The organism is Cellulomonas sp. URHE0023 (assembly GCF_000688475.1).
GTDB lineage: Bacteria > Actinomycetota > Actinomycetes > Actinomycetales > Cellulomonadaceae > Cellulomonas.
The window spans coordinates 442,844-467,714 of sequence record NZ_JIAN01000006.1 but is presented as its reverse complement, the minus strand read 5'-3'; the positions used below and the strand labels follow the sequence as shown (position 1 = coordinate 467,714).

The 24,871-nt window shown below is 72.5% G+C and carries 22 protein-coding genes; 9 read left to right on the top strand and 13 right to left on the bottom strand.

Translation table 11 applies throughout. The features are described 5' to 3' along the window. Window positions 1-98 precede the first annotated feature (98 nt). The 3 genes from N553_RS0111460 (at window position 99) to N553_RS0111450 (ending at window position 3,083) form a co-directional block, all read left to right on the top strand. Window positions 99-1,163: a LacI family DNA-binding transcriptional regulator gene (locus tag N553_RS0111460; RefSeq protein WP_028046631.1), complete on the top strand. Its 1,065-nt coding sequence runs from the start codon at window positions 99-101 to the stop codon at window positions 1,161-1,163. Window positions 1,164-1,248: 85 nt separating this feature from the next. Continuing rightward, window positions 1,249-2,460: an alpha-hydroxy acid oxidase gene (locus N553_RS0111455; RefSeq protein ID WP_028046630.1), complete on the top strand. Its 1,212-nt coding sequence runs from the start codon at window positions 1,249-1,251 to the stop codon at window positions 2,458-2,460. A 101-nt stretch (window positions 2,461-2,561) separates the two neighbouring features. Further along, window positions 2,562-3,083 carry a hypothetical protein gene (locus N553_RS0111450; RefSeq protein ID WP_028046629.1) on the top strand — a complete coding sequence of 174 codons (522 nt, stop codon included), beginning with the start codon at window positions 2,562-2,564 and terminating at the stop codon, window positions 3,081-3,083. A gap of 30 nt (window positions 3,084-3,113) precedes the next feature. Here the strand turns inward: N553_RS0111450 and N553_RS0111445 are convergent, their stop codons facing one another. Both N553_RS0111445 and N553_RS0111440 read right to left on the bottom strand, forming a co-directional pair. Further along, the gene (locus tag N553_RS0111445; RefSeq protein WP_231505270.1) at window positions 3,114-3,740 is read right to left on the bottom strand and encodes a 4'-phosphopantetheinyl transferase; all 627 of its coding nucleotides are present in this window, start codon (window positions 3,738-3,740) and stop codon (window positions 3,114-3,116) included. 84 nt (window positions 3,741-3,824) lie between these two features. Further along, complete coding sequence (locus N553_RS0111440; RefSeq protein ID WP_028046627.1) at window positions 3,825-4,487, bottom strand: hypothetical protein; 663 nt, start codon at window positions 4,485-4,487, stop codon at window positions 3,825-3,827. A gap of 157 nt (window positions 4,488-4,644) precedes the next feature. Between N553_RS0111440 and N553_RS0111435 the strand changes: the two genes are divergently transcribed. From N553_RS0111435 to N553_RS0111425, 3 genes are all read left to right on the top strand, one after another. Then, window positions 4,645-5,853: a HupE/UreJ family protein gene (locus N553_RS0111435; protein WP_028046626.1), complete on the top strand. Its 1,209-nt coding sequence runs from the start codon at window positions 4,645-4,647 to the stop codon at window positions 5,851-5,853. A gap of 116 nt (window positions 5,854-5,969) precedes the next feature. Further along, complete coding sequence (locus tag N553_RS0111430) at window positions 5,970-7,964, top strand: FN3 domain-containing metallophosphoesterase family protein (RefSeq protein WP_028046625.1); 1,995 nt, start codon at window positions 5,970-5,972, stop codon at window positions 7,962-7,964. 85 nt (window positions 7,965-8,049) lie between these two features. Next, the gene (locus N553_RS0111425) at window positions 8,050-9,111 is read left to right on the top strand and encodes a WxL protein peptidoglycan domain-containing protein (protein WP_028046624.1); all 1,062 of its coding nucleotides are present in this window, start codon (window positions 8,050-8,052) and stop codon (window positions 9,109-9,111) included. Here the strand turns inward: N553_RS0111425 and N553_RS22360 are convergent. The 5 genes from N553_RS22360 to N553_RS0111400 form a co-directional block, all read right to left on the bottom strand. Beyond that, the gene (locus N553_RS22360; RefSeq protein ID WP_081844521.1) at window positions 9,100-12,129 is read right to left on the bottom strand and encodes a hypothetical protein; all 3,030 of its coding nucleotides are present in this window, start codon (window positions 12,127-12,129) and stop codon (window positions 9,100-9,102) included. The two genes, N553_RS0111425 and N553_RS22360, sit on opposite strands and share 12 nt — an antisense overlap. Window positions 12,130-12,266: 137 nt before the next feature. Then, window positions 12,267-12,689, bottom strand: coding sequence for a rhodanese-like domain-containing protein (locus tag N553_RS22355; protein WP_081844520.1), 423 nt, complete (start codon window positions 12,687-12,689; stop codon window positions 12,267-12,269). Further along, the gene (locus N553_RS22350; protein ID WP_051640093.1) at window positions 12,689-13,174 is read right to left on the bottom strand and encodes a cysteine dioxygenase family protein; all 486 of its coding nucleotides are present in this window, start codon (window positions 13,172-13,174) and stop codon (window positions 12,689-12,691) included. The genes N553_RS22355 and N553_RS22350 overlap by 1 nt, the downstream gene beginning before the upstream one ends. A 333-nt stretch (window positions 13,175-13,507) precedes the next feature. Next, on the bottom strand, window positions 13,508-13,666 hold the full coding sequence (locus N553_RS25090; protein WP_156043810.1) for a hypothetical protein: 159 nt from the start codon (window positions 13,664-13,666) through the stop codon (window positions 13,508-13,510). A gap of 5 nt (window positions 13,667-13,671) precedes the next feature. Beyond that, entirely contained in the window at window positions 13,672-14,253 is a 582-nt protein-coding gene (locus N553_RS0111400; protein ID WP_028046623.1) for a type 1 glutamine amidotransferase domain-containing protein, read from the bottom strand. Between the two features lie 378 nt (window positions 14,254-14,631). Between N553_RS0111400 and N553_RS0111395 the strand changes: the two genes are divergently transcribed. Then, window positions 14,632-15,312 (top strand): ANTAR domain-containing protein, encoded by a 681-nt coding sequence (locus tag N553_RS0111395; RefSeq protein ID WP_028046622.1) that lies wholly within the window; start codon window positions 14,632-14,634, stop codon window positions 15,310-15,312. 15 nt (window positions 15,313-15,327) lie between these two features. Here the strand turns inward: N553_RS0111395 and N553_RS0111390 are convergent, their stop codons facing one another. From N553_RS0111390 to N553_RS0111380, 3 genes are all read right to left on the bottom strand, one after another. After that, window positions 15,328-15,939, bottom strand: coding sequence for a UdgX family uracil-DNA binding protein (locus tag N553_RS0111390; protein WP_028046621.1), 612 nt, complete (start codon window positions 15,937-15,939; stop codon window positions 15,328-15,330). Between the two features lie 87 nt (window positions 15,940-16,026). After that, entirely contained in the window at window positions 16,027-16,206 is a 180-nt protein-coding gene (locus tag N553_RS0111385; RefSeq protein WP_156043809.1) for a hypothetical protein, read from the bottom strand. Between the two features lie 225 nt (window positions 16,207-16,431). Next, window positions 16,432-16,737, bottom strand: coding sequence for a hypothetical protein (locus N553_RS0111380; protein WP_028046619.1), 306 nt, complete (start codon window positions 16,735-16,737; stop codon window positions 16,432-16,434). A 139-nt stretch (window positions 16,738-16,876) separates the two neighbouring features. Here N553_RS0111380 and N553_RS0111375 point away from each other — a divergent pair, with 139 nt between their 5' ends. After that, window positions 16,877-17,545 carry a hypothetical protein gene (locus tag N553_RS0111375; protein WP_156043808.1) on the top strand — a complete coding sequence of 223 codons (669 nt, stop codon included), beginning with the start codon at window positions 16,877-16,879 and terminating at the stop codon, window positions 17,543-17,545. On the opposite strand, the gene N553_RS22345 is transcribed toward N553_RS0111375, so the two are convergent. The 3 genes from N553_RS22345 to N553_RS25085 form a co-directional block, all read right to left on the bottom strand. Then, the gene (locus tag N553_RS22345; RefSeq protein WP_051640092.1) at window positions 17,501-18,799 is read right to left on the bottom strand and encodes a dynamin family protein; all 1,299 of its coding nucleotides are present in this window, start codon (window positions 18,797-18,799) and stop codon (window positions 17,501-17,503) included. The two genes, N553_RS0111375 and N553_RS22345, sit on opposite strands and share 45 nt — an antisense overlap. Continuing rightward, on the bottom strand, window positions 18,796-20,631 hold the full coding sequence (locus N553_RS22340) for a dynamin family protein (protein ID WP_034621815.1): 1,836 nt from the start codon (window positions 20,629-20,631) through the stop codon (window positions 18,796-18,798). Before N553_RS22340 ends, N553_RS22345 begins: the two co-directional genes overlap by 4 nt. A gap of 72 nt (window positions 20,632-20,703) precedes the next feature. After that, complete coding sequence (locus N553_RS25085) at window positions 20,704-21,849, bottom strand: IniB N-terminal domain-containing protein (RefSeq protein WP_051640091.1); 1,146 nt, start codon at window positions 21,847-21,849, stop codon at window positions 20,704-20,706. A gap of 495 nt (window positions 21,850-22,344) precedes the next feature. Here N553_RS25085 and N553_RS22330 point away from each other — a divergent pair, with 495 nt between their 5' ends. Beyond that, a complete protein-coding gene (locus tag N553_RS22330; protein ID WP_051640090.1) occupies window positions 22,345-24,858 on the top strand; it encodes a helix-turn-helix transcriptional regulator in 2,514 nt (837 codons plus the stop codon). Window positions 24,859-24,871 lie beyond the last annotated feature (13 nt).

The window sequence follows — 24,871 nt, the reverse complement described above, 5'->3', positions numbered from 1 at the left end:
GCCGTCGCGGCGTGTGCAAGGGCGCGGCGAGTTCCTGCCTGAATCGTTATATTCGAGCCGCTAGCATCAGGGCCGACGGTTCAACGAAGGGTCGAGCGATGGCGACAGGTACCCAGGGACGTGCGCCACGGCGCGCGTCGGTCGTCGACGTCGCCAGGCTGGCCCAGGTCTCGGTGGGCACCGTCTCCAACGTCCTCAACAGGCCGGACCACGTGGCGAGCGCGACCCGCGACCGGGTGCTCGCGGCGATCGAGGAGCTCCAGTTCGTCCGGAACGCGTCGGCCCGACAGCTGCGCGCAGGCACCCTGCAGAGCATCGGCGTGGTGCTCCTGGACATCGCGAACCCGTTCTTCACCGCCGTGGCGCGCGGGATCGAGGACCGTCTGGCGCTCGACGAGTACACGCTGATGCTCAGCTCGTCCGACGAGAAGCCCGAGCGCGAGGCGCGGTACCTGCGCCTCTTCGAGGAGCACGGTGTGCAGGGCGTGATGGTGACGCCGTCGTCCGCGGCCTCGCTGGAGACGCTCCTGGTGGTGCGCGAGCGCGGAATCGACACGGTCCTGCTCGACGCGACGTCCCCGCTGGACGGGCTGTCGTCGGTCGCGGTCGACGACGTCCGGGGTGGTGCGCTCGCGGTCGAGCACCTGGTCGCCATGGGGCACACGCGGATCGCGTTCCTCAACGGCCCGCTCGGCATCCGGCAGTGCGCCGACCGGCGAGAAGGTGTTCTGGCGGCACTGGCCGCGGCCGGCCTGGACCCGGGTGAGGCGCTGGTCGAGCTGACGATCCCGACCCTGAACGCCGAGGGCGGAGCGCTCGGGGCGGAGCGGCTGATGTCGCGCGGGTCCGACGGCGCGCCGATCACCGCGACGTTCTGCGTCAACGACTTCACGGCGCTGGGCGCGTTGCGTGCGCTCCGGCGGGCGGGCGTCTCGATCCCGCGCGACATGGCGGTCGTCGGCTACGACGACGTCGACTTCGCTCCCGCGCTCATGGTGCCGCTGACCTCGGTGCGCCAGCCGACGCACAAGCTCGGCTTCACAGCCGCCGACCTCCTCCTCCGTCACCGGACGGAGGGGAGCGACTACGTGCACCAGCAGATCCAGTTCCAGCCCGAGCTGGTGGTGCGCACCTCGTCGGATCCTTCCGTCGTCGCGGGGTGAGCCGACTACCCGCATCCGGAATGAAACGTTACAGTCGACACCCGCGGGCGACGGTGCCCGCACCAGAGAGCGTGTGGAGGTCCCGGTGACGGCTCGTCAGGTGCCGCGGTGGTCGGAGCTTGCGCCGTTGATGCGTCCCAAGCCGATCGTGTGGGATCGCACCGACCGGCGGTTGCGCGACGCGTTGACGATCGCTGACCTGCGACAGGTGGCCAAGCGGCGGACCCCGCGCTCGGTCTTCGACTACACAGACGGTGCCGCCGAGGCCGAGATCAGCCTGCGTCGGGCACGCGCCCTGTTCCGCAACCTGGAGCTGCGGCCCTCGATCCTGCAGGACGTGTCCGCGATCGACACCACGACCAGCATGCTCGGCGCGCCGGCCGCCGTGCCGTTCGCGTTCGCCCCGACCGGGTTCACCCGCCTCATGCACCACGAGGGCGAACGTGCCGTGGTCCGGGTCGCACAACGGCGCGGCATCCCGTACGCGCTGTCCACGATGGGCACCACCTCGATCGAGGACGTCGCCGCGGCCGGACCCCAGGCCCGCACGTGGTTCCAGCTGTACGTGTGGCGTGACCGCTCCGCCGGGGAGGACCTGATGGCCCGGGCCAAGGCGGCCGGGTTCGAGGCGCTCGTGCTCACCGTGGACGTCCCGGTGGCCGGCGCCCGGCTGCGTGACGCCCGCAACGGGTTCTCCATCCCCCCGGCGCTGACGGTCAAGACCGTGCTGGACGCGGCGACCCACCCCGCGTGGTGGGTCAACCTGCTGACCACCGAGACGTTGACGTTCGCCTCCCTGACCGAGTGGTCCGGCACCGTCGCGGACCTGCTGGACCGGTTGTTCGACCCCACCATGACGATCGCGGACCTGGAGTGGATCCGGGCGTCCTGGGACGGGCCGCTGATCATCAAGGGAATCCAGACCGTGGCCGATGCCCGCCGCGTGGTCCAGGCCGGGGCGGACGCGATCGTGCTGTCCAACCACGGCGGGCGCCAGCTGGACCGCGCCCCGGTGCCGCTGCGCCTGGTCCCGGACGTCAAGGACGCGATCGGGGACAACGCGGAGGTCTGGGTCGACACCGGGATCATGTCCGGTGCCGACATCGTGGCCGCACTGGCCCTGGGCGCGGACGCGACCATGATCGGACGCGCCTACCTGTACGGGCTGATGGCCGGCGGGGAACGCGGCGTCGAACGCGCCGCCGACATCCTGACCCGCGAGATCCAGCGCACCATGGCCCTGCTCGGCACCACGAGCATCGCCGCCCTCGGACCCCAGCACGTCCACCTGCCCTGAACGGGCGCCCGGGCGCACTTCACCCGATCGGTGCCGGCGAGACGGCGATATCCTGAGCGGTCAGGCAGCGTGCGGTGTCGGTGCGACGAGGGAGTCGGCAGATGCGTCGGGCATTCCTGGTGGTCGGGCTCCTCGTGGGCGCGCTCCTGTTCCTGTCAGCCCCGACCGCGAGCGCGGGACCCTCCTGCGCGATCCGCTGGGGCTCGCTCGAGAAGTCGGCCCCGGGTCTCTCGCACGCGCCCGTGACCGCCGTCCGCACCGGGCAGCACTCGTGCTACGACCGGCTCGTCATCGACGTGGCCGGGGACGTCGGCGGGTACACCGTGCGCTACGTACCCGAGGTGACGCAGGACGGTTCGGGAGCCGTCGTGCCGACGCGCGGGGGCGCCTGGCTGCAGATTACGGTGAACGACCCCGGCGAGACCTACACGCCCGCCGACCCGGTCGAGCTCAGCAACGTCACGGGGTACCGGACGTTCCGCCAGGTCGTGCACGCCGGCACGTTCGAGGGCTACACCACCGTCGGGCTCGGGGTGCGGGCACGCCTTCCGTTCCGGGTGTTCTCGCTCGACGGTCCCGGGACGTCGTCGCGGCTCGTCGTGGACGTCGCGCACCGTTGGTGACCCGCGACGTGGTGTCCGGGGCTCGAGGGGTCACGCCCGGGGAATCGCGACGGCGGTGACCACCAGAGCGTCTCCGACGGCCCACCGGCCGTGCAGGACGTCGGTGCCCAGTCCGCTGACGCGCAGCCGCGCGGTGAACGTGCCGTCGTCGATCCGCACGTCCACGTGCTCGAAACCGAGCCACGAGTGCATGATCGGCGACCACACCTTGTAGACGGACTCCTTCGCGGAGAACAGCATCCGGTCGGGGCACAGCGCGGGATCGATGCCCGCCAGTGCGTCGCGCTCGGCGTCGCTCATGATCAGCGACACCGTCTCGGCAGGCAGCGGCTCGAGCACCTCGGCGTCGATCCCGATGCCGGCCCACGAGTCGCCGTGCGCGACGGCGGCCGCCCGGTAACCGTCGCAGTGGGTCATGCTGCCGACCACGCCCGAGGGCCAGATCGGCGCGCGGTCGCGCCCTGACGGGACGGCGACCGGGCCTGGTCCGAGGCGCGTCAGAGCGACCCGCGCACATGCGCGGACGGCGGCGTACTCGGTGCGCCGGGCGGGGACGGCACGCGCGACGGCGGCTTCCTCCTCGGGGAACAGGGGTGCGGGAAGGGGTTTCCCGCGATGCTCGACGACGACGACGTCGGAGGGCAGCACCTGCTCCATCACGTCCGACAGTCTGCAGGGTCACCGCCCTGCGCGCCCACTGCCGTCCGCTGCGGGACGGTCGTCCGTGGGGCGTCCGACCACTCAGTCGATCCAGAGCACGACGCCGCTGACTCCGGTCAGCACGGCCGCGGCCCCCGCGCGGACGGCGGACGCGCCGCGTTCGGGGGTGAACGAGCCGGCGTCGTAGGTCGAGGACGTGCCCAGGCCCTCGCCGCGGAACGACGCTCCCGTCCAGTCGACCGCGGTGACGTTGTGCGTCGGCTCCGCGACCTCGGCCCCGAGCACCAGGAACTGCTCGTCGAGGTGGTTGGCGGTCACGACCGCGAGCGGGTCGACGAGGGCGTCGCCCACGCTGATGATCAGGTCGGGGTGCATCGACATGGCCGAGGTGATGCCTCCGACGTAGTCGCCGTCGTCCACGACGACCTCCTTGAGCGCGACGCGCTCCTCGTCGGCCCAGTCCTGCACCGAGCGGACGAGCGTCGTCGTGGGAGCGTCGTCGCCAGCTGTGAGCAGGACCACCCGGTACCCCGGCGCGGGATGCACGTCGGACCAGGAACCGGGTTCCGGGGCGAGCGTGGCCTCCGGGCTCGGCGGTGCCGACGGGTCGAGGAACCCGGCCCCGAGGGCGCCGACGCCGGTGGGTGCGACGCGCGGTTCCGCCCAGCCGTCGGGACGGCTGCACCCGGCGACCAGGATCGCGGCGACGGCGAGCGCCGCGACCGTTCGAGCTCGTGCGTCCACGCGACATCGTCCTTTGTGAGGGGTGCGGCGTCCTTCGTACCCCAGGTCGTCCTCACGATCGCCCTCGAGGACCAGACGTTCCGCGGGCGTTCGTCGACGGTCCTCCTCGCGTTCATCCGCGCGGTGGACGGTGCGCTGGCCCACCGAAGGAGTACGCATGCCACGCGCCGCCGTGCGGTCCGTCCTCGCCTGCCTCGCGCTGCTCGCCCTCGGCGTCCTCGGGGCAGCACCCGCTTCCGCGCACGGCTTCAGCACGAGCGTCTTCGTCGACGTCGAGTCCGCAGCCAGGGGACACGTGCGCACCGAGGTGGGTCTGGAGTACGACCTGCTCGTCGTGTCGGTCGCAGACGCAGAGCGCGACGACGCGCTCTTCCAGGAGGGCACCGCGGCGTTCGAGGCGGGGGACGCCGCCGAGCAGGCTGCGGCCCTGGTCGCTCATTCCGACGCCGTGCTCGCGTACGTCACGGACCGCCTGTCGGTGTCGTCCGCAGGCCGCACCTGCACGGCCTCGCTGGTCGACCGGGTGACCGTCACACAGCGTGAGGGCGTGCCGTACGCGGTGCTCGTCCTGGACCACGAGTGTGCTGCGCATGACGGGGCGCACGAGGTGACGGCGACCCTGTTCGGCGACGACGAGGGCTACGTCCGCGACGCCAAGACGATCGTGACGTACGAGCTCGACGGGCAGCACGGCAGCGCCGCCCTGGACGCGGCGCACCCGACGTTCACCACCGAGCAGAGCACGGGCGAGCGGTTCTGGGAGTTCTTCCACCTGGGCGCCGAGCACCTGCTCACCGGCATCGACCACGTGCTGTTCCTGCTCGCCCTCATCGCCGGCTCACGAGGCCTGCGCGAGATCGTGCTCGCCGCGACGACCTTCACGCTCGCGCACTCGATCACCTTCATCCTGGCCGCGACCGGTGTCGTCACCGTGCCGGCACGTGTCGTCGAGCCGGTCATCGCCCTGTCGATCGCGGTCGTGGCCGGCTGGTACCTGTGGCGGATCTGGAAGCACGGCGACCGGGCCACCGAGATCGACGCGGCCCACGGGCTGCACCTCGGCCTGGACCGGGCCGGCTGGCTGCGGCTCGCCGTCGTCTTCTGCTTCGGGCTGGTGCACGGCCTCGGCTTCGCCGGGGCGCTGGGGATCGACGAGGCGTGGTCGTGGACGCTGCTGTGGTCGCTGCTCGTGTTCAACGTGGGGATCGAGGTCGTGCAGATCTCGCTGATCCTGCTCGTCTTCCCGGCGCTGACCATGACGAGGTACCGCGCACCGAGAGCCGGTCTGTGGATCACCGGGCTCCTCGCCGCGGGCGTGACCGTCATGGGACTGGTCTGGTTCGCCGAACGCCTGCTGGGTGCGTGAGGCAAGCGTTCCGACAGGGGCAACCCGCCGGATCGTCCGAGTTTGCGTGGGGTTCACGTGGCGTCGACACGTTGGGAACGCCACCCAGGCACCACCCAGGAGAGAACGGACGACGCATGTCTTCGATCAGCGTGACAACCGAGCGCCGGGCAGCCCGGCACCGGATGTCTGTACGCCTCACCGCACTCGCCGTGGGCGCCACGTGCGCCTTCGGCGCTCTCGCCATGACCACGCCCGCCATGGCCGACGACCCGGCCAGCCTCAGCGGCGTCATCCTCGGCGTCGGCGCCAACGAGACGCAGCGCATCGTGACCTGGTACTCCTCGGTCGACTCCGCGCAGAGCGTGCAGCTCGCGCCCACCTCCGCGCTCGTCGGCGGTGCCTTCCCGGCCGACGCGTCGACGTTCTCGGCCGCCGGGGCCGCCAACATCGCCACCAGCGGCGGGTTCAACCGCCACGCCACGCTCACCGGCCTGGCCGAGAACACGACGTACTCCTACCGCGTCGGTTCCGAGGGCAGCTGGTCGCCGACGTACTCCTTCGCGACGCAGTCCTTCGACGGCGACTACGACTTCCTCTTCTACGGCGACCCGCAGATCGGTGCGTCGGGCAACGTCGGCAAGGACCAGGCCGGATGGGAGGACACGCTGAACGTGTCGCTCGCGGCCAACCCCAACGCCGAGCTCCTGGTCTCCGGCGGTGACCAGGTCGAGACGGCGAACACCGAGTCGCAGTGGACCGCGTTCCTCGCGCCCGACAAGCTCCGTCAGTACCCGTGGGCAGCGACGATCGGCAACCACGACGTGGGCGGCAAGGCGTACGAGCAGCACCTGTACACGCCGAACACGGACCGCTCCGGCGCCTTCTACAACGACGGCAACCCCGCCGGGGCCAGGTCGGGCGGCGACTACTGGTACATCTACAAGGACGTCCTGTTCATCGACCTGAACAGCAACTCCTACGCGACCGCCCAGGGCGGCGGCGGCGACGCGGCACACCTCGCGTACGTCACCGACGTCATCAACCAGCACGGCGACGAGGCGAAGTACAAGGTCCTCGTCTACCACCACGCGATCTACTCGCCGGCCGACCACGCGAAGGACGCCGACAACAAGGTCCGTCGCGTCGACTTCCCGACGGCGTTCTCCAACCTCGGCGTCGACGTGGTCCTGCAGGGTCACGACCACAGCTACTCGCGCAGCTACCTGATCAAGAACAGCGAGAAGGCCGACCCCGCCGAGCAGCCCGGTGCCGCCGACGTGTACCCCGGTCCTGGCGGCGTCCTGTACGTCACGGCCAACTCGGCGTCCGGCTCGAAGTACTACGACCTGACGGCCCCCGACGGCAGCGGCACGAGCGGTGCCGGCAACGGCGCCGACCCGCTGAACCCGAGCAGCTACTGGTACAACTCGGTGCAGAACCAGGAGCACGTCCGCACGTACGTCAAGGTCCAGGTGCGCAGCGACAAGCTCGTCGTCGAGAACGTCCGTAGCGGTGACTGCTCCGCCCCGAACGCCGCGGTCGAGCTCGGCAAGGTCGCCTGGTGCGGCCCGGGCAACGGCTCATCGCCGGCGCAGCCGGTCGGGTCGGTCGTCGACTCGGTGACCGTGCACCCCTACCAGGGCTCCGGCCAGAGCATCCAGGTCGCAGTTCCCGACGCAGCCCCCGGCGAGTTCGGCTGGACCATCGACGGCTACAACGGCCTGGTCGACCTGGGCACCGCGGTCGAGCACGACGGCGACTACTTCGAGGCCGCGGGCCAGATCAACCCGATCACGGTGACCGACTCACGCAGCTCGCACGCTCCGTGGTCCGTCTCGGCCTCGGTGGGCGACTTCAAGGACGGCGCCAAGTCGTTCTCCGGCGCCAACCTCGGCTGGACGCCGAAGCTCGTCCAGGCCGGCGCGGGTGCGACCGCCGGTGAGTCGGTCGTCTCCGGCTACGCCGGTGGCGGCAGCGGCCTGTCGATCTCGCGTGGCCTCGGCTCCGCGAGCCAGGGCCACGACAAGGGCACGGCCAAGCTCGGCGCCGACCTGGATCTGAAGATCCCGGGCGACGTCGCGAAGGGCTCGTACCGCGCGACGCTCACGATCACAGCACTGAGCAGCTGACCTACGTCGGCTGACTCCCGGTGGGTGGGCGCCCTGCGCGTCCACCCACCGGATCTTCCGTTTCTCGAACCTGAAGGACTCTGCGATGCACGCACGACTCGTCCGCGCCGCCCTCGTGACCGCGTTGGCCGCGCTCAGCGCCTGCGTCGGACCGGCTGCGCTCGCGGTCCCGACGGCGGCGCCCGACGGCGACGTCACCTGGACGGTGCGTACCGGCACCCACGACCTGGGTGCGGACCGGACGAGCTTCACGTACACGGTGAACCCGGGTGGGTCCGTCGAGGACACGCTCGTGGTCGCCAACCACGGCGCGACCGCCCTCGACCTCGCGATCCACACCGCGGACGGCTACACGACCGAGAGCGGCCAGCTCGACCTGCTGACGCCCGAGGAGACGTCGACCGGCGTCGGCGCGTGGGTGGCCTCGTCGACGAGCACCGTGACCGTGCAGCCGGACGCCACGGTCGACGTGCCGTTCACGGTCCAGGTTCCCGACTCCGCGACGCCGGGCGACTACGTCGGTGGCATCGTCACGTCGCTGACGCAGGCCGACACCGAGGAGGGCATCAACGTGGACCGGCGCCTCGGCGTGCGGATCACGCTGCACGTGGGCGGAGAGGTGCAGCCCAGCCTCGCGGTCGAGGGTGTCGCGGTGGCCTACCACGGCACGCTCAACCCGTTCTCGGCGGGCGACGCCACGATCAGCTACACCCTCCACAACACCGGGAACACGACCGTCTCCGCCCAGCAGGTCGCGTCCGCCGGCGGTCCCTTCGGCTGGTTCACGGTGCACGCCAGCGACCTCGAGGCCACGCCCCAGCTGTTGCCCGGCGAGTCGTGGAAGGTCAGCGTCCCGCTGCACCACGTGACGCCGGCTGTACGTGTCTCGGCGACCGCCGTGGTGACGCCGCTGCTCACGGATGCTGCCGGGTCGACCACCTCGCTCGACCAGGAGAGCGCCTCGGCGTCCACCTGGGCGATCCCGTGGTCGCTCCTGGTGCTCGTCCTGGCCATGGTGGCGGCGGTGCTCGGCACCGTCCGCGTCCTTCGTCGCCGCAAGCGGGCCCGCACGGCGCGGGAGGCAGTGCGCGTCCAGGAGGCGGTGGACCAGGCGCTGCGCGAGCGGGCGACGACGTCAGCGAGCTGAGGCCGACGCCGCGAGCTCGGGTGGCCCGGCCCTGCTGCCACGCCGCACCGTCATGGCGCCCCCGAGCACAGCGACGACGAGACCGACGACGGCGAGGGCCCCGGGCAGCCAGGCCGGGATCCCGAGGTAGACGGTGATCCCCAGGATCCGGGACAGACCCCACGGCAGGAGTGCCATCTGGTCGTTCCAGACGGTCAGGGCCCGTTCGAGCCCCATGGCCGCGACCGCGCCGGACGTGACCGCGAGGGTGAGCCCGCCCGCGAATGCGGTGGTTCCCACGGCGCGGCCGCGACCGAGCCCGTAGGAGCGGCGCAGCACGAGCGCGATCACGACGAACGACCAGCAGAACGCCGCGAAGGCGACCGTGACGTACGCCGTGCGGGACGCCGGCTCGGTCCAGAACCCGAACCAGTAGCGCCCCGGGCCGCGCAGCGCGAGTGCGCCCAGAAGGATCACGGTGCGCAGCAGGACGACGCCGCCGAGAGCCGCCCAGAGGGCGAACGGGTCGCGGCGTCCGACGGCGACGCGCAGCAGCACCGTCAGGACCAGCCACGCGCCGAGCGTCGCGACGAGGTGCGCCGGTGCCGCGAACCACGTGTAGACCAACCGGCTGGCCACGAGGACGGCGCCCGGCACGGCCCAGACGAGGACGCGTTCTGCACGGCTCGTCAGGATCGCGATCTCGTCGAGCCGCCATGGACGGGTCGTCGCGACGAACAGTGCTCGCAGGGCGGTCGCACGCGGCCGAACGGCACCGATCACCAGGACGGTCAGGACCACGGCGAGCAGCCCGCGCGCGAGCCAGGCCATCGCGGGGTCCCGGTCCGCGCGCTCGGCGCCGAGGTCGGCTGCCGTGAAGTTGTACGCGGGCAGGTCGACGTCCCCGGCGTAGCGCGCCTCGTGCTCGACGCGTGCGGCGCGGAACGTCTCCTCGGCCGAGCGCCACTGGTCGTAGGCGGCCGGGCTGCCGGTGTCGAGCCACTGGACCCGCCGCAGGACGGACTCGCGGTACGCGGCGAGGGTACCGAGCAGGTCCGTCTCGTAGTCGAGGGCGTCGACGACGTGGTCGTACAGCTCGGGGGAGCGCCAGGCGTCCGGGTCGGTCCCGGCGACCTGCGCCCGCATCTGCTCGGCGACCGCTGTGGCGTGCGCTCCGTCGGCGACCGCGGAGTCGAGGTCGTCGCGGCTCACCGCGTAGATGCTGTCGAGCGCCGCGGAGTCGCCCGTGACGATGTCCCACTCGAAGATCCACATCATCGGTGGCGGTTCGAGGCCGAGGGCCTTGACGCTCTGCTGCGCGTAGGGCCGGATGTAGAGACCGGTCGTGAGGGCGTCGCGCGAGCGGCCGAGGCTCGCCGTGATTACCGCTGCCGTCGCCGGGTCGGGGGAGAGGGTCTGACGCACCCAGTCCGTGGTCACCTGCGTCGGGTCAGCCGACGGGTCCCACGCCAGGCGCGCGGTGCCGTAGGTGTTCAGGTCGTACAGCTGCCAGAAACCCGTGCGCAGGTACAGCGTCATGGGCCCCGCACGCAGCGGGCCACCGTCCTGCGTCCAGTTCCAGACGCCCTCGACGTGCGGGTTGGCCGCGAGGAACGTCTGCAGTGCCTGGGCCTCCTCGGCCACGAGGTCGTTCGGGAGTGCGCCGAACCCCTCGAACTCCCGGCGCGCCTGGAACTCCACGATGCGCCTGTGAGTCCCGACCGAGAGCGTCGGGTTGAGGGGCAGGTGGCTGTAGAAGTCGCCCATCGTGTACTTGGTCGACACGATGAGGTGCGGGTCGTCGACGGCGCCGAGCACCGCCTCGTAGGACGCGGGGTTGGTGTGCAGGTCGCCGACCGCGCCGACGCCGACGGTCCAGGTCCGGAAGATGATGTCGCGGTCGTGCTCGGTGGCCGTGGCCAGGAGGGCCGTGAGCATCGCCTGCACGGACGTCTCGGAGGTGACGGCCAGCTTCGAGGAGTAGTCCCAGCCGGCCTGGTAGACGGAGCCGCCCTCCCCGATCCGGATCATGAGCCCGTCGACGAACGGCATGCTCTCGAAGAGCTCCGCGAGGCCCGCCTGGTAGACCGACCAGAGCGCCGGGTCCTCGACGTCGAGCCCGCCCACCGTCTTCTCCAGGTACGCCTCGAGCGGCGGGGAGACCGCGAGCATGTCGGTGAGCAGGTAGACGTGCATGCCCATGTCTGCGGCGTACTGGAACACGGGCCCGAACGCGTCGACCATCGCCTGCGCGCGCGCCACGTGCGGGTCGCCGTCCGGGTACACCTGGTGACCGTCGCCGACGCCGCTGAACGTCACGTACTCGAGGAAGCCGGGCACGACGACGCCGTTGTAGCCGTGCCGGAGCGCGTGCTGGACCAGCTGGCGGAACTGCGCGTCGATGTCGGCGACCACGGCCTGGTCCACCCAGGGAGCTTCGGGGAGCACCGCGGTGGCGACGACGTCGGTGTTGAGCGAGTAGTCGGTCCCGGCCGCGAACGCGTCGGGGTCGGCCTCCCGTCCCACGGAGCCCGCATCGGTGAGGCGCAGCCCGAGCCGGGGTTCGTGCGTGGTGCCCGTGGTGTCCGGGGTGGCGCCTGAGCGGATGCGGTCGGCGAGGGCGTACAGCCCTGCCGCGGCGCCTGCCGGGCCGCCTGCTTCGAGCGCGTACCGTCCGCTCGCGTCCTGCTGGACACGGTAGGCCTCGGGGGAGGCCGCGAACGAGGGCACGTACCGGACGGCGAGGTCCGCGCCACCCACCGCGGGGGTGGGTGCGGGCAGGCCCCGGTCGGTCAGCGCATCGGAGAGGGCCGACGCCGCGAGCGCGATCTGCTCGTCGTCGGGGACGTCGATCGTGGCGATCGACGGCGCAGCAGCCACAGGGGTCGACGGGACGGTCGTCGTGGCGATCTGCGCAGGCGTGTCCGCCGGTTCGAAGCTCAGCCCGAGCACCTGTCCGACGCCCACGGCGACGGCCGCGCCGAGCGCGAGCACCACGAGGGCGGCCACGAGGGAGGGCCGGGCGCGGGAGCGGGACATCGGCGCAGTGTAGGAAGTCCGCGCGGGGCGCATGACCTCGGTCACATCCGCGGGGACGCTCCGTCGGGGACAAACCCGATCGAACCGGCCGACGGTCCTGGGCCTGTCACGGGCGTTCACCCGATCGGCCTAGTGGGTCAGCCCGGCTGGTGCGCGGCTCCCGCCAGGGCGCGTCGAGCGTCGCCGGAGACGGGCAGCCCCGCAGCGGCCCACGCGTGGAAGCCGCCGACGACGTCGGTCGCCCTGTCCAGCCCGAGATCGACCAGCGCCGCAGCGGCGAGGCTCGACGTATATCCCTCGGAGCACAGCACGATCACCTGGACGTCGTGACCCGTCGCGGCGGGGATCCGGTGGGCGCTGGTCGGGTCGAGGCGCCACTCGAGCACGTTGCGCTCGATGACGACGGCCAGCGGCACCTCGCCCTCGGTGGCGCGCTGCGCGGCGGGCCGGATGTCGACGAGCAGCGCACCGGCGTCGAGCGCGTCGCGGGCCTGACGGGGTGTCAGCCGGTCCAGACGCGTACGGGCCTCCGCCAGCACGTCGTCGATCGTCCGCGGCATCAGGTGGACTCCGGCTCGTCGGTCTCGACCGTGCGGGCAGGGACCAGGACGCCGTCGCCGGAGCGTGCCCAGTAGGTCATCCGCGTCAGCGGGACCGAGTACGCGTGGATGGTGACGGCCGGTTCGGTTCCGGCGTTCAGCACGTCGTGCAGGTCGCCCGGGTCCACGGTCTGCGTCTGCCCGGCGGCGAACCGGCGAGGAACCAGACCGCCGTCCGCGGTGGGGCGGATCTCGGTGATGGTGCCGCTGGCGATCGTGAACGCTGCGGACGACGCACCGTGGTCGTGCAGCTCGGTGCCCTGCGCGGGCAGCCAGGTGATCAGCCAGACGTCGACACCCGCAGGTGCGTCCAGGCGGGTCCACCAGCGACCGCTCTCCTGGAAGCGCACCCGGGGGCGCCACAGCTCCGGGCTGGCTGCGATGGAGCGCGTCAGTGCGCTGAGCTCGTGGACGTCAAGGACTGGGGGAGCGGACAGCTGGGTCATCGTCGGGTCTCTCGGGTGCGTCTCTGCTCCGACCGTTCGCGACGGTCGGACTGGCCGGGTGTCAGCGGTGACAGCGGGCCGGACAGGAGACCGACGCAGCGGCGCTGCCACGGACGGTGATCGTCACGGGAGGCTCCGTTCTGGTCGGGACGCGGTCGTCGAGGTCGGCGAACGGCCGCATTTGAGCGCGCACGGGCGATGCGGTCAACAGTGCAACCGGATCGTCTTGCATCGCGGACGCCCACGGCTCCCGCCGGGGTGGGCGGGAGCCGTGGGCGTCGACACCGTCGACGCTGACGGGGTGGGCGTCGAGTGCGGCAGGGGGCGGAAGCCCTACGCGGGGTCGGCGCCGGTCGGGTCGTCGGGGTAGATCCTCTCGACCGCGACGTCCTGGTTGTTGCCCTCCTCCGGCTCGCCCGTGTCAGGTTTCGAGGCGGGCAGCGGCTCCTGGTCCCCGACCGGGGCGGTCCTGGATGCGTCGTCCGGGCGCACGGTGCTCACCTGACCGGCTGGGCATCGGCGAAGGCCCTGGCGGCTTCGGCCACCGCAGGCACGAAGTCGTCGAGGTCCCCGGGGTTCCGCGACGTGACGAGCGTGAAGCCCTCGCCCTCGTCGACCACCACGGAGTCATCCACCCACTGCGCGCCGGCGTTGCGCAGGTCCGACTGCAGCGACGGGTACGACGTGAGCGTCCTGCCGCTGACGACGTCCGCCTCGATCAAGGCCCACGGTCCGTGGCAGATCGCGGCGACCGGGCGACCGGCCGCGGCCGAGGCGCGGACGATGTCGACGGCGGCGGACTCCTGCCGGAGCGAGTCCGCGTTGACGGTGCCACCCGGGAGGAGGAGCAGGTCGAACTCGGACCCGGCGTCCCCGAACGTCGTGTCGGGCTGCACCGTGCTGCCCGGGTCCTTGTCGCCCACGAGCGTCTGGATCGGGTCCGTGGACGACGCGGCGACGACGACGGTCGCGCCACGCTTGCGGAGCTTCTCGACCGGGACGACGAGCTCGTCCTGCTCGACGCCGTAGTTCGTGACGAGGACGAGGATGCGACGACCGGTGAGGTCGGTGTCGGTCATGGGGAAGTGTCCTTTCGGTGCGGGAGCGGGTGGGCCGCGGGCACGTCGGGGCGTCCGTCCGGAACCCGACGACGGGGCGGCATGGTGGTTCGAGGCGGTGGGGCGCGTGCGCGCCGGTTCCCTGCGCGGCGGCGTGTCCTGCCCCGGGCGACGGTCAGCCGGCCTGTCTCGCCGGTCCTTCGGACGCTAAGCCCGGGTCACGACGCCCGCCAGCCGAGCCGCAGGTCTGTCGTCGGCTGCTCGAGCAGGTCGTCTGCGGCCGACGGTGGCAGAGTGTGTCCGATACGGACGCGCGGTCGAGTCGACCTCCCGTCCGTGGTGCACCGGGGGGACACAGCGGGACGGACGCAGCCGGAAGGACGCAGGTCGGAGATCGCCATGGACCAGACGAGTGCAGATCCGATCGAGCTGGGCGACACGCTGGAGAGCGCCCTGGAGGACTTCGTCCTGCACGCGGCCTACCACCTGGGACCGGACATCGAGTGCAGCGTGTCGATCCGGTGGGGAGGTGTCAGCCGTCGGGTCGCGAGCAGCGGAGCGCGGGCGGCCCGCTGCGACGAGGTCGAGTACGCGCAGAGCGCCGGCCCCTGCGTGGCCGCGATGGACGGACTCGCCATCGAGCTGGTCCCCGACATCGAGGCAGAGGTGAGGTGGCCCGACTGGTGCCGCGCGAGCCTCGCCGAGGGTTTCCGCTCCGCTGCCGCGTTCGCCGTCCACGTCGGACCTCGAGCCGACGTCGCCCTCAACATCTACAGCGAGCTCGTCGACCCGTGGGACCGCGACCGGATCGTTCGCGCCGACGTGTACGCACAACAGCTCGGCCTGGTGATGACCTTCGCCCTGCGGCTCGAGGAGCTCGAGGGCGACGAGCAGGTGGTCCCGGCCGCACTCCGTGCGCAGGCGGACATCGACCGCGCGGTCGGTGCGGTCATGGCGCTGCACGACTGCAGCGCCGCTGCCGCGCTCGCCATGCTGCAGGCCGAGAGCGTCGACGAGCACCTCAGCCTCACGGAGGTGTCGCGGCGCGTCCTGAGCGAGCTGCGGCTCCCCGCGGAGTGACCGCGACCGCCGGCGTCATGGCGCGGCAAGGCCGAGATCGTTCACGAGTGCGTCGAACGCACTCTCGAAGCCGTCGCGGCCGCGCAGGCGCACCACGGCCGACGGGTGGGTCGTCACCAGGTAGCCGCCGTCCAGGATGCGTCCGCGCTCCCGCGTCACGCCGACGGACCGTCCGAGCACCGCGCGGGCGGCGGACGCGCCGAGCGCCACGACGACGCGTGGCCGCACGACCGCGAGCTCGGCGTCGAGCCACGGGCCGCACGCCCGCAGGTGCGTGACCGTCGGCGTCTTGTGCATCCGGCGCTTGCCGCGCTCCTCGAACCGGAAGTGCTTGACCGCGTTGGTCAGGTAGACGGCGTCCTCGTCGATGCCGGCGGCGCGCAGGGCGTCGCTCAGCAGCCGTCCGGCGGGGCCGACGAACGGCTCACCCTCGAGGTCCTCGTGGTCGCCCGGCTGCTCGCCGACCAGCACGATGGAGGCGTCCGACGGACCTCGGGAGAAGACGACCTGTGTCGCGGGAGCCCACAGCTCGCAGCCGCGACATGCCGGCGCCGCAGCTCGAAGACCGGCGATCGTCGGGGTGGGCGGCACCCACGGGGCGGCGCCCTGATCCGCGCTGTCCTGCATGGCTCTGCCTCCGAAACGCGCAGAAGGGTGCCTGGTGGCGCCGACCCGCCTCGTGCGCGCAGGTTCGACGCCACCGGCCGTGTGCGCCTACGCGCGGTCGCCGGGCTCGTCGACGTCGGCCCGGTCCTGGGCCTGGTCGTCGCCCAGGAGGATGGGGATGCCGACACCGACGGAGTCGTCGTCGGTACGGGTCCTATCGCGCTCCTCGTCGTCAGAGCGGAACGGGTCGTTGTCGCCCGTGATCGGGTCCGGTGTGGTCTGGCTCATCGCGCTTCTCCCCAGGTGGGGCGGGGGACCACGCTTCTGGAGCCCGAACGGCGGCGGCCTGTCGGCCCGCTGCGCCGTGCTGTCGATCATGCGCCCGTCCGTGTCACGCCGCGACCTCTGGACCTCACCGCACGCGCCGAGGCAGCAGCGGTCAGCGCACCGACCGCCGAGAGAGCGACGGAGGATGGTGGCGCGACCCGCCCCGGACGGTGAGCGCTGCCGACGTCAGTCGAGGCGGTCGGAGCGGACCTTCTCGGCTTCGGTCGTGTCGTCGGCCGGGTCCAGCCCCTCGTCGTCGAGCCTGTCGGAAGCGATCTTCTCTGCTTCGGTGGTGACGTCGGCCGGGTCCAGCCCCTCGTCGGGGAGGCCGCCGGCGCGGATCTTCTCCGCTTCGGTCGTGACGTCGACCGGGTTGAGGCCTTCGTCGGCGAGGCCGTCGGCTCGGATCTTCTCGGCGTCCGTCTCGTCGCCCACGACGTCGTCGGCGCGGTGCCGGGGTGCCTCGGGAACGCGTGCGTCGTTGCTTGTCATCGTCTCCCCCGTCGATCCGGTGTGCGAGACAAGCAGCGTAGGTCTGGCTCACCGCGTCCGCGCGCCGAGCCGGGCCTCGACGGCGGCCACGCCACGACCCGACGCGACCGGTCGATCGACTCCGACTAGCGTGAACCGCATGTCGTCGGAGACAGCGCGCGAGCCCGAAGGTCCGGGGACCGCACGGTCCTCGGAGGAGCCGGCCGTCGTCGACGCGGGGGAGCGGGCCGACACCTCCGGGCAGGTGCCGGTCCTGCGGGCGGGCGACCGACCGCAGCCGCCTCGACCCGAGGTGGGTGGGGCACGCTTCGTCGCGACGAGCGCACCCCCCGTGATGCCGAGGGCGGTGTCGACCGGCCTGAGTCTGTGGGTCGGCAGCCTCGCGTCGGGCCTGCTCGCAGCCGGGTCGATCGTGCGCTCCCAGCCGGCGCTGCGCGACAGGTTCGCCGCCGAGGTCATGAAGGAGAACCCCTCGACGACGCTCGGCACGGCGCAGGACGCGGCGAGCGTGCTCGTGTGGGTCGTGGTCGGTGGTCTCACGATCGTGTGGCTGGTCCACCTCGTCCTCGTCGTGCGGACGGCCCGGGGGCACGGGGGCGCCCGATGGGCCCTGGTCGTGCTCGGCATCCTGGGCGCGGCCGCCGTGGTCCTCGTCCAGGCGATCGTCGCCGATCCGGACGCCTCCACCGTGCACGACCTCAACAGGCTCGCCCTGCTCGCGCAGGCCGGGCTGGCCCTGGCCGGGTCGCTCGTCCTCGCGAGCTCAGCGGCGGGCCGCTGGTTCAGGGAGCTGCGACGCGGGCGGTGACCCCACCCGCTGCGTCGCGGTCGAGGACAGCAGGTCCTGGGCTGCGCGGGTCGCCTCGGGGATCCGGTCGTCGGTCGACATGAGGTCGAGCAGGCGACGGAGGGTCTCGGGCGCCTGGAGCAGGTCACGCCGCTCGGACGCGACATCGAGCGACCGGCGCAGCTCCTGGACCCCGCTACGCCTCGCGAGCTCCTCGGCGAGGCCCGCGCCGTCGAGGTGGTTGCCGCGCAGCAGGGCCAGGCACGTGCGCACTCCGAACATGCCGAGCCGGTCGAGCAGCTCGGCACGCGCCGCGGCCGGGACGGGGACCGAGAGGGACGGGCGCCGGAACCTGTCGACCGACAGCAGCAGCTCCTCCACGACGTGCCGGTCCAGTGCTGCCAACGCCCGCAGGTCGGCGACCTCGTTCGGCTGCAGCGTCTGGGCGGTCTCGGCGATCAGCCCCGCGACAGGCAGCGCCGTCCCGCACACGCGGGCGAGGTCCGGGTCACCGCGGTGGCGCAGGGCGAGGCGCTCGGCCGAGACGAGGGCGTCGATGCGACCGGCTCCGACCTCGTCCGCGCGTGCGACCACGGCGATCGTGCTCTCGACCGCGTCCTGGCCACGGAGTGTGGCCAGCTCGGTGAGGTAGCGCAGGTCGGAGCGTCGGACCTGGCGCACCAGGTACACGACCACGTCGACGACCGACGCCGCAGCGCCTTGCGTGAGGAACTCGTGCGACCGCCGGGACGCGATGCCGGACAGGGCGTCCAGACCGGGCGTGTCGACGAGGGTCAGCGCGCGCAGCGCGGGTGCCGGCCACGTGACGTCGACGTGGTCGATGCCGTCCGCGGGGATGCCGCGCAGGTCGATCTCCAAACCGGTCCGCCCCGCCATCGCCGGGCTCTCCCACGACCGGCCGGTGCGGGGGTGCACCGCGACCCGCGGTGTGTCGCCGTACCGGTACCAGGTGACCGCCTGGGTGCACTCGGACGCGTCCGACGCCGCGACCCGCGCACCCACGAGCGCGTTGAGCAGCGTCGACTTGCCGGACTTGATGGCCCCGGCGAGGCCGACGGTCAGCGGCCGGTCGAACCGTTCTCGCAGCAGGCCCAGCTCCGCGGCGAGGATCGGCTCGTCCGCGTACGCCTCGCCTGCGACCCGCAGCAGCTCCCGGGTGCGGCGCACCGTCGTCCGCGAGGTGCGGTCGAGCTCACCCGGTGCCTGCGGCCGACGACGACCCGCGGTCCGGGGCTGGGACTCCTCGCCGCTCATCGGGGCGCCCCCTCGAGCGTCGGCAGCATGTCCTGCTCGGCCGCGGCGTGCAGCTGCTCGAGCTCCGCCACGCGACCCGCCAGGGCGTCGCGCGGACCGACGCGGTCCTCCGGGTCGGTCCGGCTCGCCTCCTTCGCGGACCGGATCGACTCGTCGAGGGACCGGACCAGCTCGTCGGCGCGGGTGGTGAAGTGGTCGCGCAGCACCCGCTGGAGTCGTCGCAGGCGGTCCTTGGAGTCCTTGCCGACCTGGAAGACGACCTCGTCGAGGTGTCGCCGCACGGCCGCCTTGGCATCCGCCTGACGGCGGCGCACCCGGTTCACCTTGTCCTCGCGGTAGGCGCGCCCGCCGAGGACCACGCCCACCCCGACCGAGATCGGGTTCACGATCGACATGCCCAGCGCGATGGCAGTGACCATCCCGAACATGAGGACACCGCCGTAGGAGCCGCGCATGGCGACGATGACCTTGTGCACGGTCGAGACCTGCTCGACGTCGACCCGTTCCAGCCGGGCGACGAGCTCCAGCACGTCGTCGTCATCGCCGCGGACGAGCTCCGGCAGGGCGACGTCCGAGGCGTCGAACTGGGCTGCGACCTGTGCCGCGAGCCACTGCGCCCGCTCGTGCGCCCAGACGAAGTTCGCGGCGACGGTCGCCCGGACGCGCTGGCCGAGCCACTCGTCGAACTCGTCCCACACGAGCCCCGGGTCACCGTCGTCGATCGCCGCCTCGGCCTCCCGGCCGATGCGCCGCAACCTGTCGCGCAGGTCGTACTCGATGTCGGCGGTGAGGTCACCGACGCCGTCCTGCAGCACCTGCTGCCAGCGTGCGCTGCGTCGGCGCAGGTCGCCCGCGTTCTGCCGACCGGTCCTGAGCCCGGCGATGATCGTCTCCCCGCCGCCCGGGTCGTCCAGCGCGGACAGCTGGGCCCGGCCGGTCATGAGCAGGTGCTCGGTGACGGTCCGCACGTCGTGCGCGACGGAGCGGCGTGCCAGGACGCCCGCGTTGTCGACGACCTCGTCGCGCAGGTACCGGACGAGCTCGGGGAACCCCGACTCGTCGTGCAGGTCCCGGTCCTGACGCTGCGCCGCCAGGAGACGGAGCGTCGACGACACGGGGATCAGCGGTGCTCGGACACCGGCGCGCTGCAGGTGGCGACGGTCCAGGTCCGCCACCGCGCGCCAGTGCGGGTAGAGGTCCGTCTTCGTCAGGATGCACGCGACGTTCGGGCACACCTTCAGCGCCTGCTGCAGGAACTCGATCTCGGGCGCGGAGTACTCCTGGCCCGCGTCGGAGACGAGGAGCACGGCGTCCGCCGAGGGCAGCGCGGACATCGTCGCGGCGCCGTCGGCCGACCCGATCCCACCCACGCCCGGGGTGTCGACGAGGACCAGGCCACCGGCCAGCACGTGGCGGGGCAGCCCGACCTCGGAGCACTCGATGCGGGAACCGTCCGGCGCACGGCGTTCCGAGACCCAGTGCGCGTGCGACTCGATGGGGACGGGCGTCCGTCGCAGCCGGGCAGGGTCACCGTCGTGTGCACCGTCCCGGCCCGGGGACAGCCCGAGAAGCATCGCCGTCGGCGCGGCGGACCACCCCACGACGGTCGTGACGCTCGTCGCGACGTCGTCGTCGACCGGGCACACGGGTGCGTTGACCAGGGCGTTGATGAGCTGGCTCTTGCCCTGCTTCAGCTCACCGACGACCAGGACCCGGACGTGCGGGTCCTGCACCCGGCGGCGCGCCTGGCGAAGTCGGTCGAGGAGGTCGGTGCGACCGGCGTCGCGCGACAGCGCCTCCGTCCGGTCGAGCAGGTCCAGCAGAGCAAGCACGGCATCTCCTCGGTGCGCGGGACCGACCGGTCCGGGACGCTGTCGCCCCGGGACCGGCCGGCCGTGGAGCGGTCAGACGTCGGCGTCCATCGGTTCGTCGGGCATGTCGACGTACGTGCTGTCGTCGTCGATGAAGTCGTCGTCGGAGCTGTCCGTCGACGAGTCGTTGCCCGAGTTGTCGACGTCGATGCCGTCGTCGTCGGAGTTGTCGCTGTGGTCGTCCAGGGAGTTGTCGCTGTGGTCGTCCACAGAGTTGTCCGAGTGGTCGTCCAGCGAGTTGTCGCTGTGGTCGTCGACGGCGCTGTGGTCGTCCGTCGAGCTGTCGTTGCCCGAGTTGTCGACGTCGGTGCCGTCGTCGTCCGAGTTGTCGGTCGAGTTGTCGTTGCCGGAGCTGTCGTTGTCGACGCCGTCGTCGTCGGAGTTGTCGCTGTGGTCGTCCAGCGAGTTGTCGGTGTGGTTGTCGGTCGAGTTGTCGTTGCCGGAGTTGTCGTTGTCGACGCCGTCGTCGTCGGAGTTGTCGCTGTGGTCGTCCAGGGAGTTGTCGGAGTTGTCGTTGTAGGAGTCCTGCGGGTTGTACGAGCCGCTCGTGTTGCCCTGGTTCGAGTTGTCGGTGTTCCCCACCGCGTTGTCGTGGCCGACGACGTTGCTGTCGCCCACCACCGCGGTGCCGGAGAGGTCGCGGCCTGCCGCGACGCCGCCGCCGGAGGCGGTCACCGTGTCCAGGTCGAACATCTGGTCGACGTCCCCGTCTGCCCAGATGGTCTGGTTGATCGACGAGTCGACCACGGTGTCGCGGTCGTCGATCGACGTCGTGTTGTACGTGTACGTCTGGAACACCTGCTGCAGCTGCGGGATGACGGCGCTGACGCCGAGGCTGCCGCCGCCGGCCAGCGACGCCGCGCTCGCCCCGGAGCCACCACCACTGCCGCCGTCGTCCGAACCGTCGTCCGTGGAGCCTCCGCCGGCCGAGCCGCCGCCGCCGGAGGACGACTGCGAGGCTCCCAGGGTGTTCCCACCGGTGCTGTAGGACCGGTCGAAGCTCGACGTCGACGCGTCCATGAGCACCGGCATGATGTCGTCGATGTCGACCGACGTGATGTCGCCGAGGCCGTGGTCCTCGAGGGTGCCCTGGGGATCGTTGGCGAAGGCCTGCGCGGTCTCGGGGTCGCGCAGGAGGTTGAGGATGAAGTCGAGCAGGGTGCTCGCGACGGTGGACATGGTGCTCCCTTCGTTGGGCCGTCCAGTCTGGGTCGGCTGGTCCCGACGCTAGGCAGCGGGCGGCGCAGGGCCATCGGGGGCCGCCCCCCTACCGCGGACGAGCCATTAGGGGAATCGCCCAGTGTGCACGCGGGCCGAACAGCGCAGCACTGCTCCCACCAGGGTGAATTCCGAGGCCGGTCGACGCTCGCCGGCCTGCGTCTCACGCGTCGCTGACCAGCGGTGCGGGCACCCTTCCGCGCATGCCGCACAGGGCAGGCCCAGCGCTGCTCAATCAGGCCAGACGGTGCCAATTCCCCCAGGGGGGAGCATCATTCGTCGAGGAGGCCCAGCGACGTGGCCCCGACCCGAACCGACTACCCGTGCGATACCGAGCGCGGACGGCGCCGAAGAAGCCGGCGTCCACGTGTGCACAGACCGGCGCGGACGACCATGGCGGTCGCGCACCGGTCATGGCTGCCGATGCTCCGCGCGTGACGCGCGGTGGGAGCGAGCATGGACCCCGACGACGGCGACGTGCGCGGCGTGCTCCAGGTCGAACGGTTGCTCCGGAGCGTGAGCGTCGATCCCGGAGCGCCGCGCCTGGTAGCCGTTGCAGGTCCAGGAGGTAGCGGCAAGACCCTCGCGCTGCGGTCGCTGAAGCGGCTCTACGCCCGGACAGGGCAGGGACCGGCCGGCCCGAGCCACGACAGCGTCCCGCTCGTCGTCGACGACGTGCACGCGCTCGACGACCACGCGGTCCGCCGGATCGTCGCCGAGGCGCACCGCCCTGGCGCGCAGGTGGCGGTCGCGTTCCGGCCGTGGCCGGTCGAGCGCGGGCTCGGCGAGCTGCGCGAGCTCATCACGCAGCTCGGCACGACCGTCCACCTGGAGCCGCTCGACCGCACGCAGGTCGCGGTTCGGGCGCAGCACAGGCTCGGCGTACAGCTGGACGGTGCGGCGGTCGACTCGCTCACGTCGCGCACAGGGGGCCTGCTGTGCCTCGTCGACGCGGTGCTGGACTGCGCGGACGGTGTGGATCCGCAGCCGTGGGAGCGCCCAGCTGCCCTGGCCGCCTGGGACCCGGTGCGCCGGCTCGCGGCTGTGACCGACGTCGAGCTGCCGGTGGTACGCGACGTGGTGCTGGCACTCGCCCTGGGGGCCTGCGCCGAAGCGGGACTCCTGATGACGGTGCTGCGGCAGAGCCCGGCCGTCGTGATCGAGGCGCTCCAGCACGTCCGGGTCAGCGGCCTGCTCTCGCCGGACGGGACCGTCGTGCCGGCGGTGCGCGAGGCAGTGCTGGCGACGACTCTCCCGGCGCGTGCGTCTGCCGTGCTCGAGGCGGTCCTGCGCGGGTTCGAGGAACGCGGTGCTCCCGACCTGGAGATCGTCGGGCGGACGACGGGCGTCACCATGCACCACCCGCTCCTCGCGGCGCTACGGACGCGGGCGGCCCGGAGCGAGGTCGACCGGGACCCGGGGCGCGCCGCGCGACTCTTCCACGACGCGGTGGCCGCCGGCGCCGACCGCCGAGACCTCACGGTGGACCTCGCGCGCAGCACAGCACTGGCAGGTGACGTCCGGACTGCCGCGCGACTCGCGGACGAGGCGCTCGCGGACTCCGACGGCCCACGGGCCGCCGCCGCCGCCGAGGTGCTCGGCGCGGCGCTCGCGCACGAGGGTCTGGTCGGTCGGTCGGCGGCGGTCTACCGCCCGATCGCGGACCGTGGCCACGCCGGGGCTGCGCAGCTGTGGTCGCTCGCCGCGCTGGCCACCGGGAAGGGAGCCGGCCGGCTGCCGGACTGGCCGTCGAGCGGGCGCCCGCCGAGCCTCGCCGAGGGGTCGCGCGAGGCGATGGTGCGCGGGGTGCAGCAGTCGCTCGACGGTGACGGGACGACCGCCCTGCCGACCCTTCTGGAGTCGGCGGCGATGTTCCGTGCGCGGGGGCGTGGTGCGCTGCTGCCGGACACCCCGGCGGCGCTCGGCGCGCTCGTCGCCCTGCACTGCGGGGCCGGCGCCCTTGCCGAGTCGACGCTGCGGGAGGCGATCGCCTCCGGTCTCGGTGGACCCGTGGCGCAGCCGCGGCACCGGCTGCTGCTCGCGTGGGTGGCGATGGTCGACGGGCGTCTGGAGGAGGCGGTGCAGGAGGCCGCCCTCGCTGCCCGAGCGGCAACCGGCCCCGCCAACGGGCGCGACGAGCTCTTCGCGCGGGCGATCGACCTCGGTGTCGCTCGTCGCGCTCACGACCTCGCCGGGCTCGTGGAGGCGTGGCCCGCGGCGCTGGACACGCTCGTCCGCCGTCCGGCCGACCTCTTCGGGCTCCTGCCGCTCGGCGAGATCGCGGTGGCGGCCGCGCGACTCGACGAGGGGCCGCACGTCGCGCCGTACCTGGAGCGGGCCGAGGCGCTGCTCGACGGTCTGGGCCGGCCCGTGCTCTGGTCCGCGCCGCACCACTGGTACGGGATCCAGGTGGCGATCGTGGCCGAGCGTCCCGACTGGCTCGCGCGGCACGCCAGGGCGCTGGCGGCGGCATCGCCTCTGAGCCACTACGCCGACGTCCTCACGGACGCAGGCCGGGTGTGGCTCCACGTCCTCGGCGCCCGCGTCGACCCACCGGCCGTGGAACGGGCCGCACGCCGGCTGGTGGCCCTGGGGATGTCGTGGGACGGCGCGCGGCTGGTCGGTCACGCCGCCGCACGAACCCCCGACCGTGCGTCGATGGTCGCCCTGCTGCAGCTCGCCCGCTCGTTGCGGCCCGCCGTCGAGGAGTCGCGCGCCCCGACGGCCCGTCATCCTCGACCGGGCGACGGTGTGCTGGCCGTCGCGGGCGCCGGGGTACTGAGCGAGCGGGAGCTCGAGGTCGCGCGACTCGTCGTCGCGGGCCGGACCTACCGACAGATAGCCGAGCGGCTGTACATCTCACCGAAGACCGTCGAGCACCACGTGGCCCGCATGCGGCAGCGCCTCGACCTGCGCACCCGCGGGGAGCTTCTGGCGCACCTTCGGGGACTCCTCGCCCAGGCGAGCTGACGGGCGAGCCGAC

What these genes read in the sequence shown, in the direction of transcription:
- N553_RS0111460 (WP_028046631.1), top strand. Translation starts at nt 99, where the DNA reads ATGGCGACAGGTACCCAGGGACGTGCGCCACGGCGCGCGTCGGTCGTC.
- N553_RS0111450 (WP_028046629.1), top strand. Translation starts at nt 2,562, where the DNA reads ATGCGTCGGGCATTCCTGGTGGTCGGGCTCCTCGTGGGCGCGCTCCTG.
- N553_RS0111445 (WP_231505270.1), bottom strand. Translation starts at nt 3,740, where the DNA reads ATGGAGCAGGTGCTGCCCTCCGACGTCGTCGTCGTCGAGCATCGCGGG.
- N553_RS0111435 (WP_028046626.1), top strand. Translation starts at nt 4,645, where the DNA reads ATGCCACGCGCCGCCGTGCGGTCCGTCCTCGCCTGCCTCGCGCTGCTC.
- N553_RS0111430 (WP_028046625.1), top strand. Translation starts at nt 5,970, where the DNA reads ATGTCTTCGATCAGCGTGACAACCGAGCGCCGGGCAGCCCGGCACCGG.
- N553_RS0111425 (WP_028046624.1), top strand. Translation starts at nt 8,050, where the DNA reads ATGCACGCACGACTCGTCCGCGCCGCCCTCGTGACCGCGTTGGCCGCG.
- N553_RS22360 (WP_081844521.1), bottom strand. Translation starts at nt 12,129, where the DNA reads ATGTCCCGCTCCCGCGCCCGGCCCTCCCTCGTGGCCGCCCTCGTGGTG.
- N553_RS22355 (WP_081844520.1), bottom strand. Translation starts at nt 12,689, where the DNA reads ATGCCGCGGACGATCGACGACGTGCTGGCGGAGGCCCGTACGCGTCTG.
- N553_RS22350 (WP_051640093.1), bottom strand. Translation starts at nt 13,174, where the DNA reads ATGACCCAGCTGTCCGCTCCCCCAGTCCTTGACGTCCACGAGCTCAGC.
- N553_RS0111400 (WP_028046623.1), bottom strand. Translation starts at nt 14,253, where the DNA reads ATGACCGACACCGACCTCACCGGTCGTCGCATCCTCGTCCTCGTCACG.
- N553_RS0111395 (WP_028046622.1), top strand. Translation starts at nt 14,632, where the DNA reads ATGGACCAGACGAGTGCAGATCCGATCGAGCTGGGCGACACGCTGGAG.
- N553_RS0111390 (WP_028046621.1), bottom strand. Translation starts at nt 15,939, where the DNA reads ATGCAGGACAGCGCGGATCAGGGCGCCGCCCCGTGGGTGCCGCCCACC.
- N553_RS0111385 (WP_156043809.1), bottom strand. Translation starts at nt 16,206, where the DNA reads ATGAGCCAGACCACACCGGACCCGATCACGGGCGACAACGACCCGTTC.
- N553_RS0111380 (WP_028046619.1), bottom strand. Translation starts at nt 16,737, where the DNA reads ATGACAAGCAACGACGCACGCGTTCCCGAGGCACCCCGGCACCGCGCC.
- N553_RS0111375 (WP_156043808.1), top strand. Translation starts at nt 16,877, where the DNA reads ATGTCGTCGGAGACAGCGCGCGAGCCCGAAGGTCCGGGGACCGCACGG.
- N553_RS22345 (WP_051640092.1), bottom strand. Translation starts at nt 18,799, where the DNA reads ATGAGCGGCGAGGAGTCCCAGCCCCGGACCGCGGGTCGTCGTCGGCCG.
- N553_RS25085 (WP_051640091.1), bottom strand. Translation starts at nt 21,849, where the DNA reads ATGTCCACCGTCGCGAGCACCCTGCTCGACTTCATCCTCAACCTCCTG.
- N553_RS22330 (WP_051640090.1), top strand. Translation starts at nt 22,345, where the DNA reads ATGGACCCCGACGACGGCGACGTGCGCGGCGTGCTCCAGGTCGAACGG.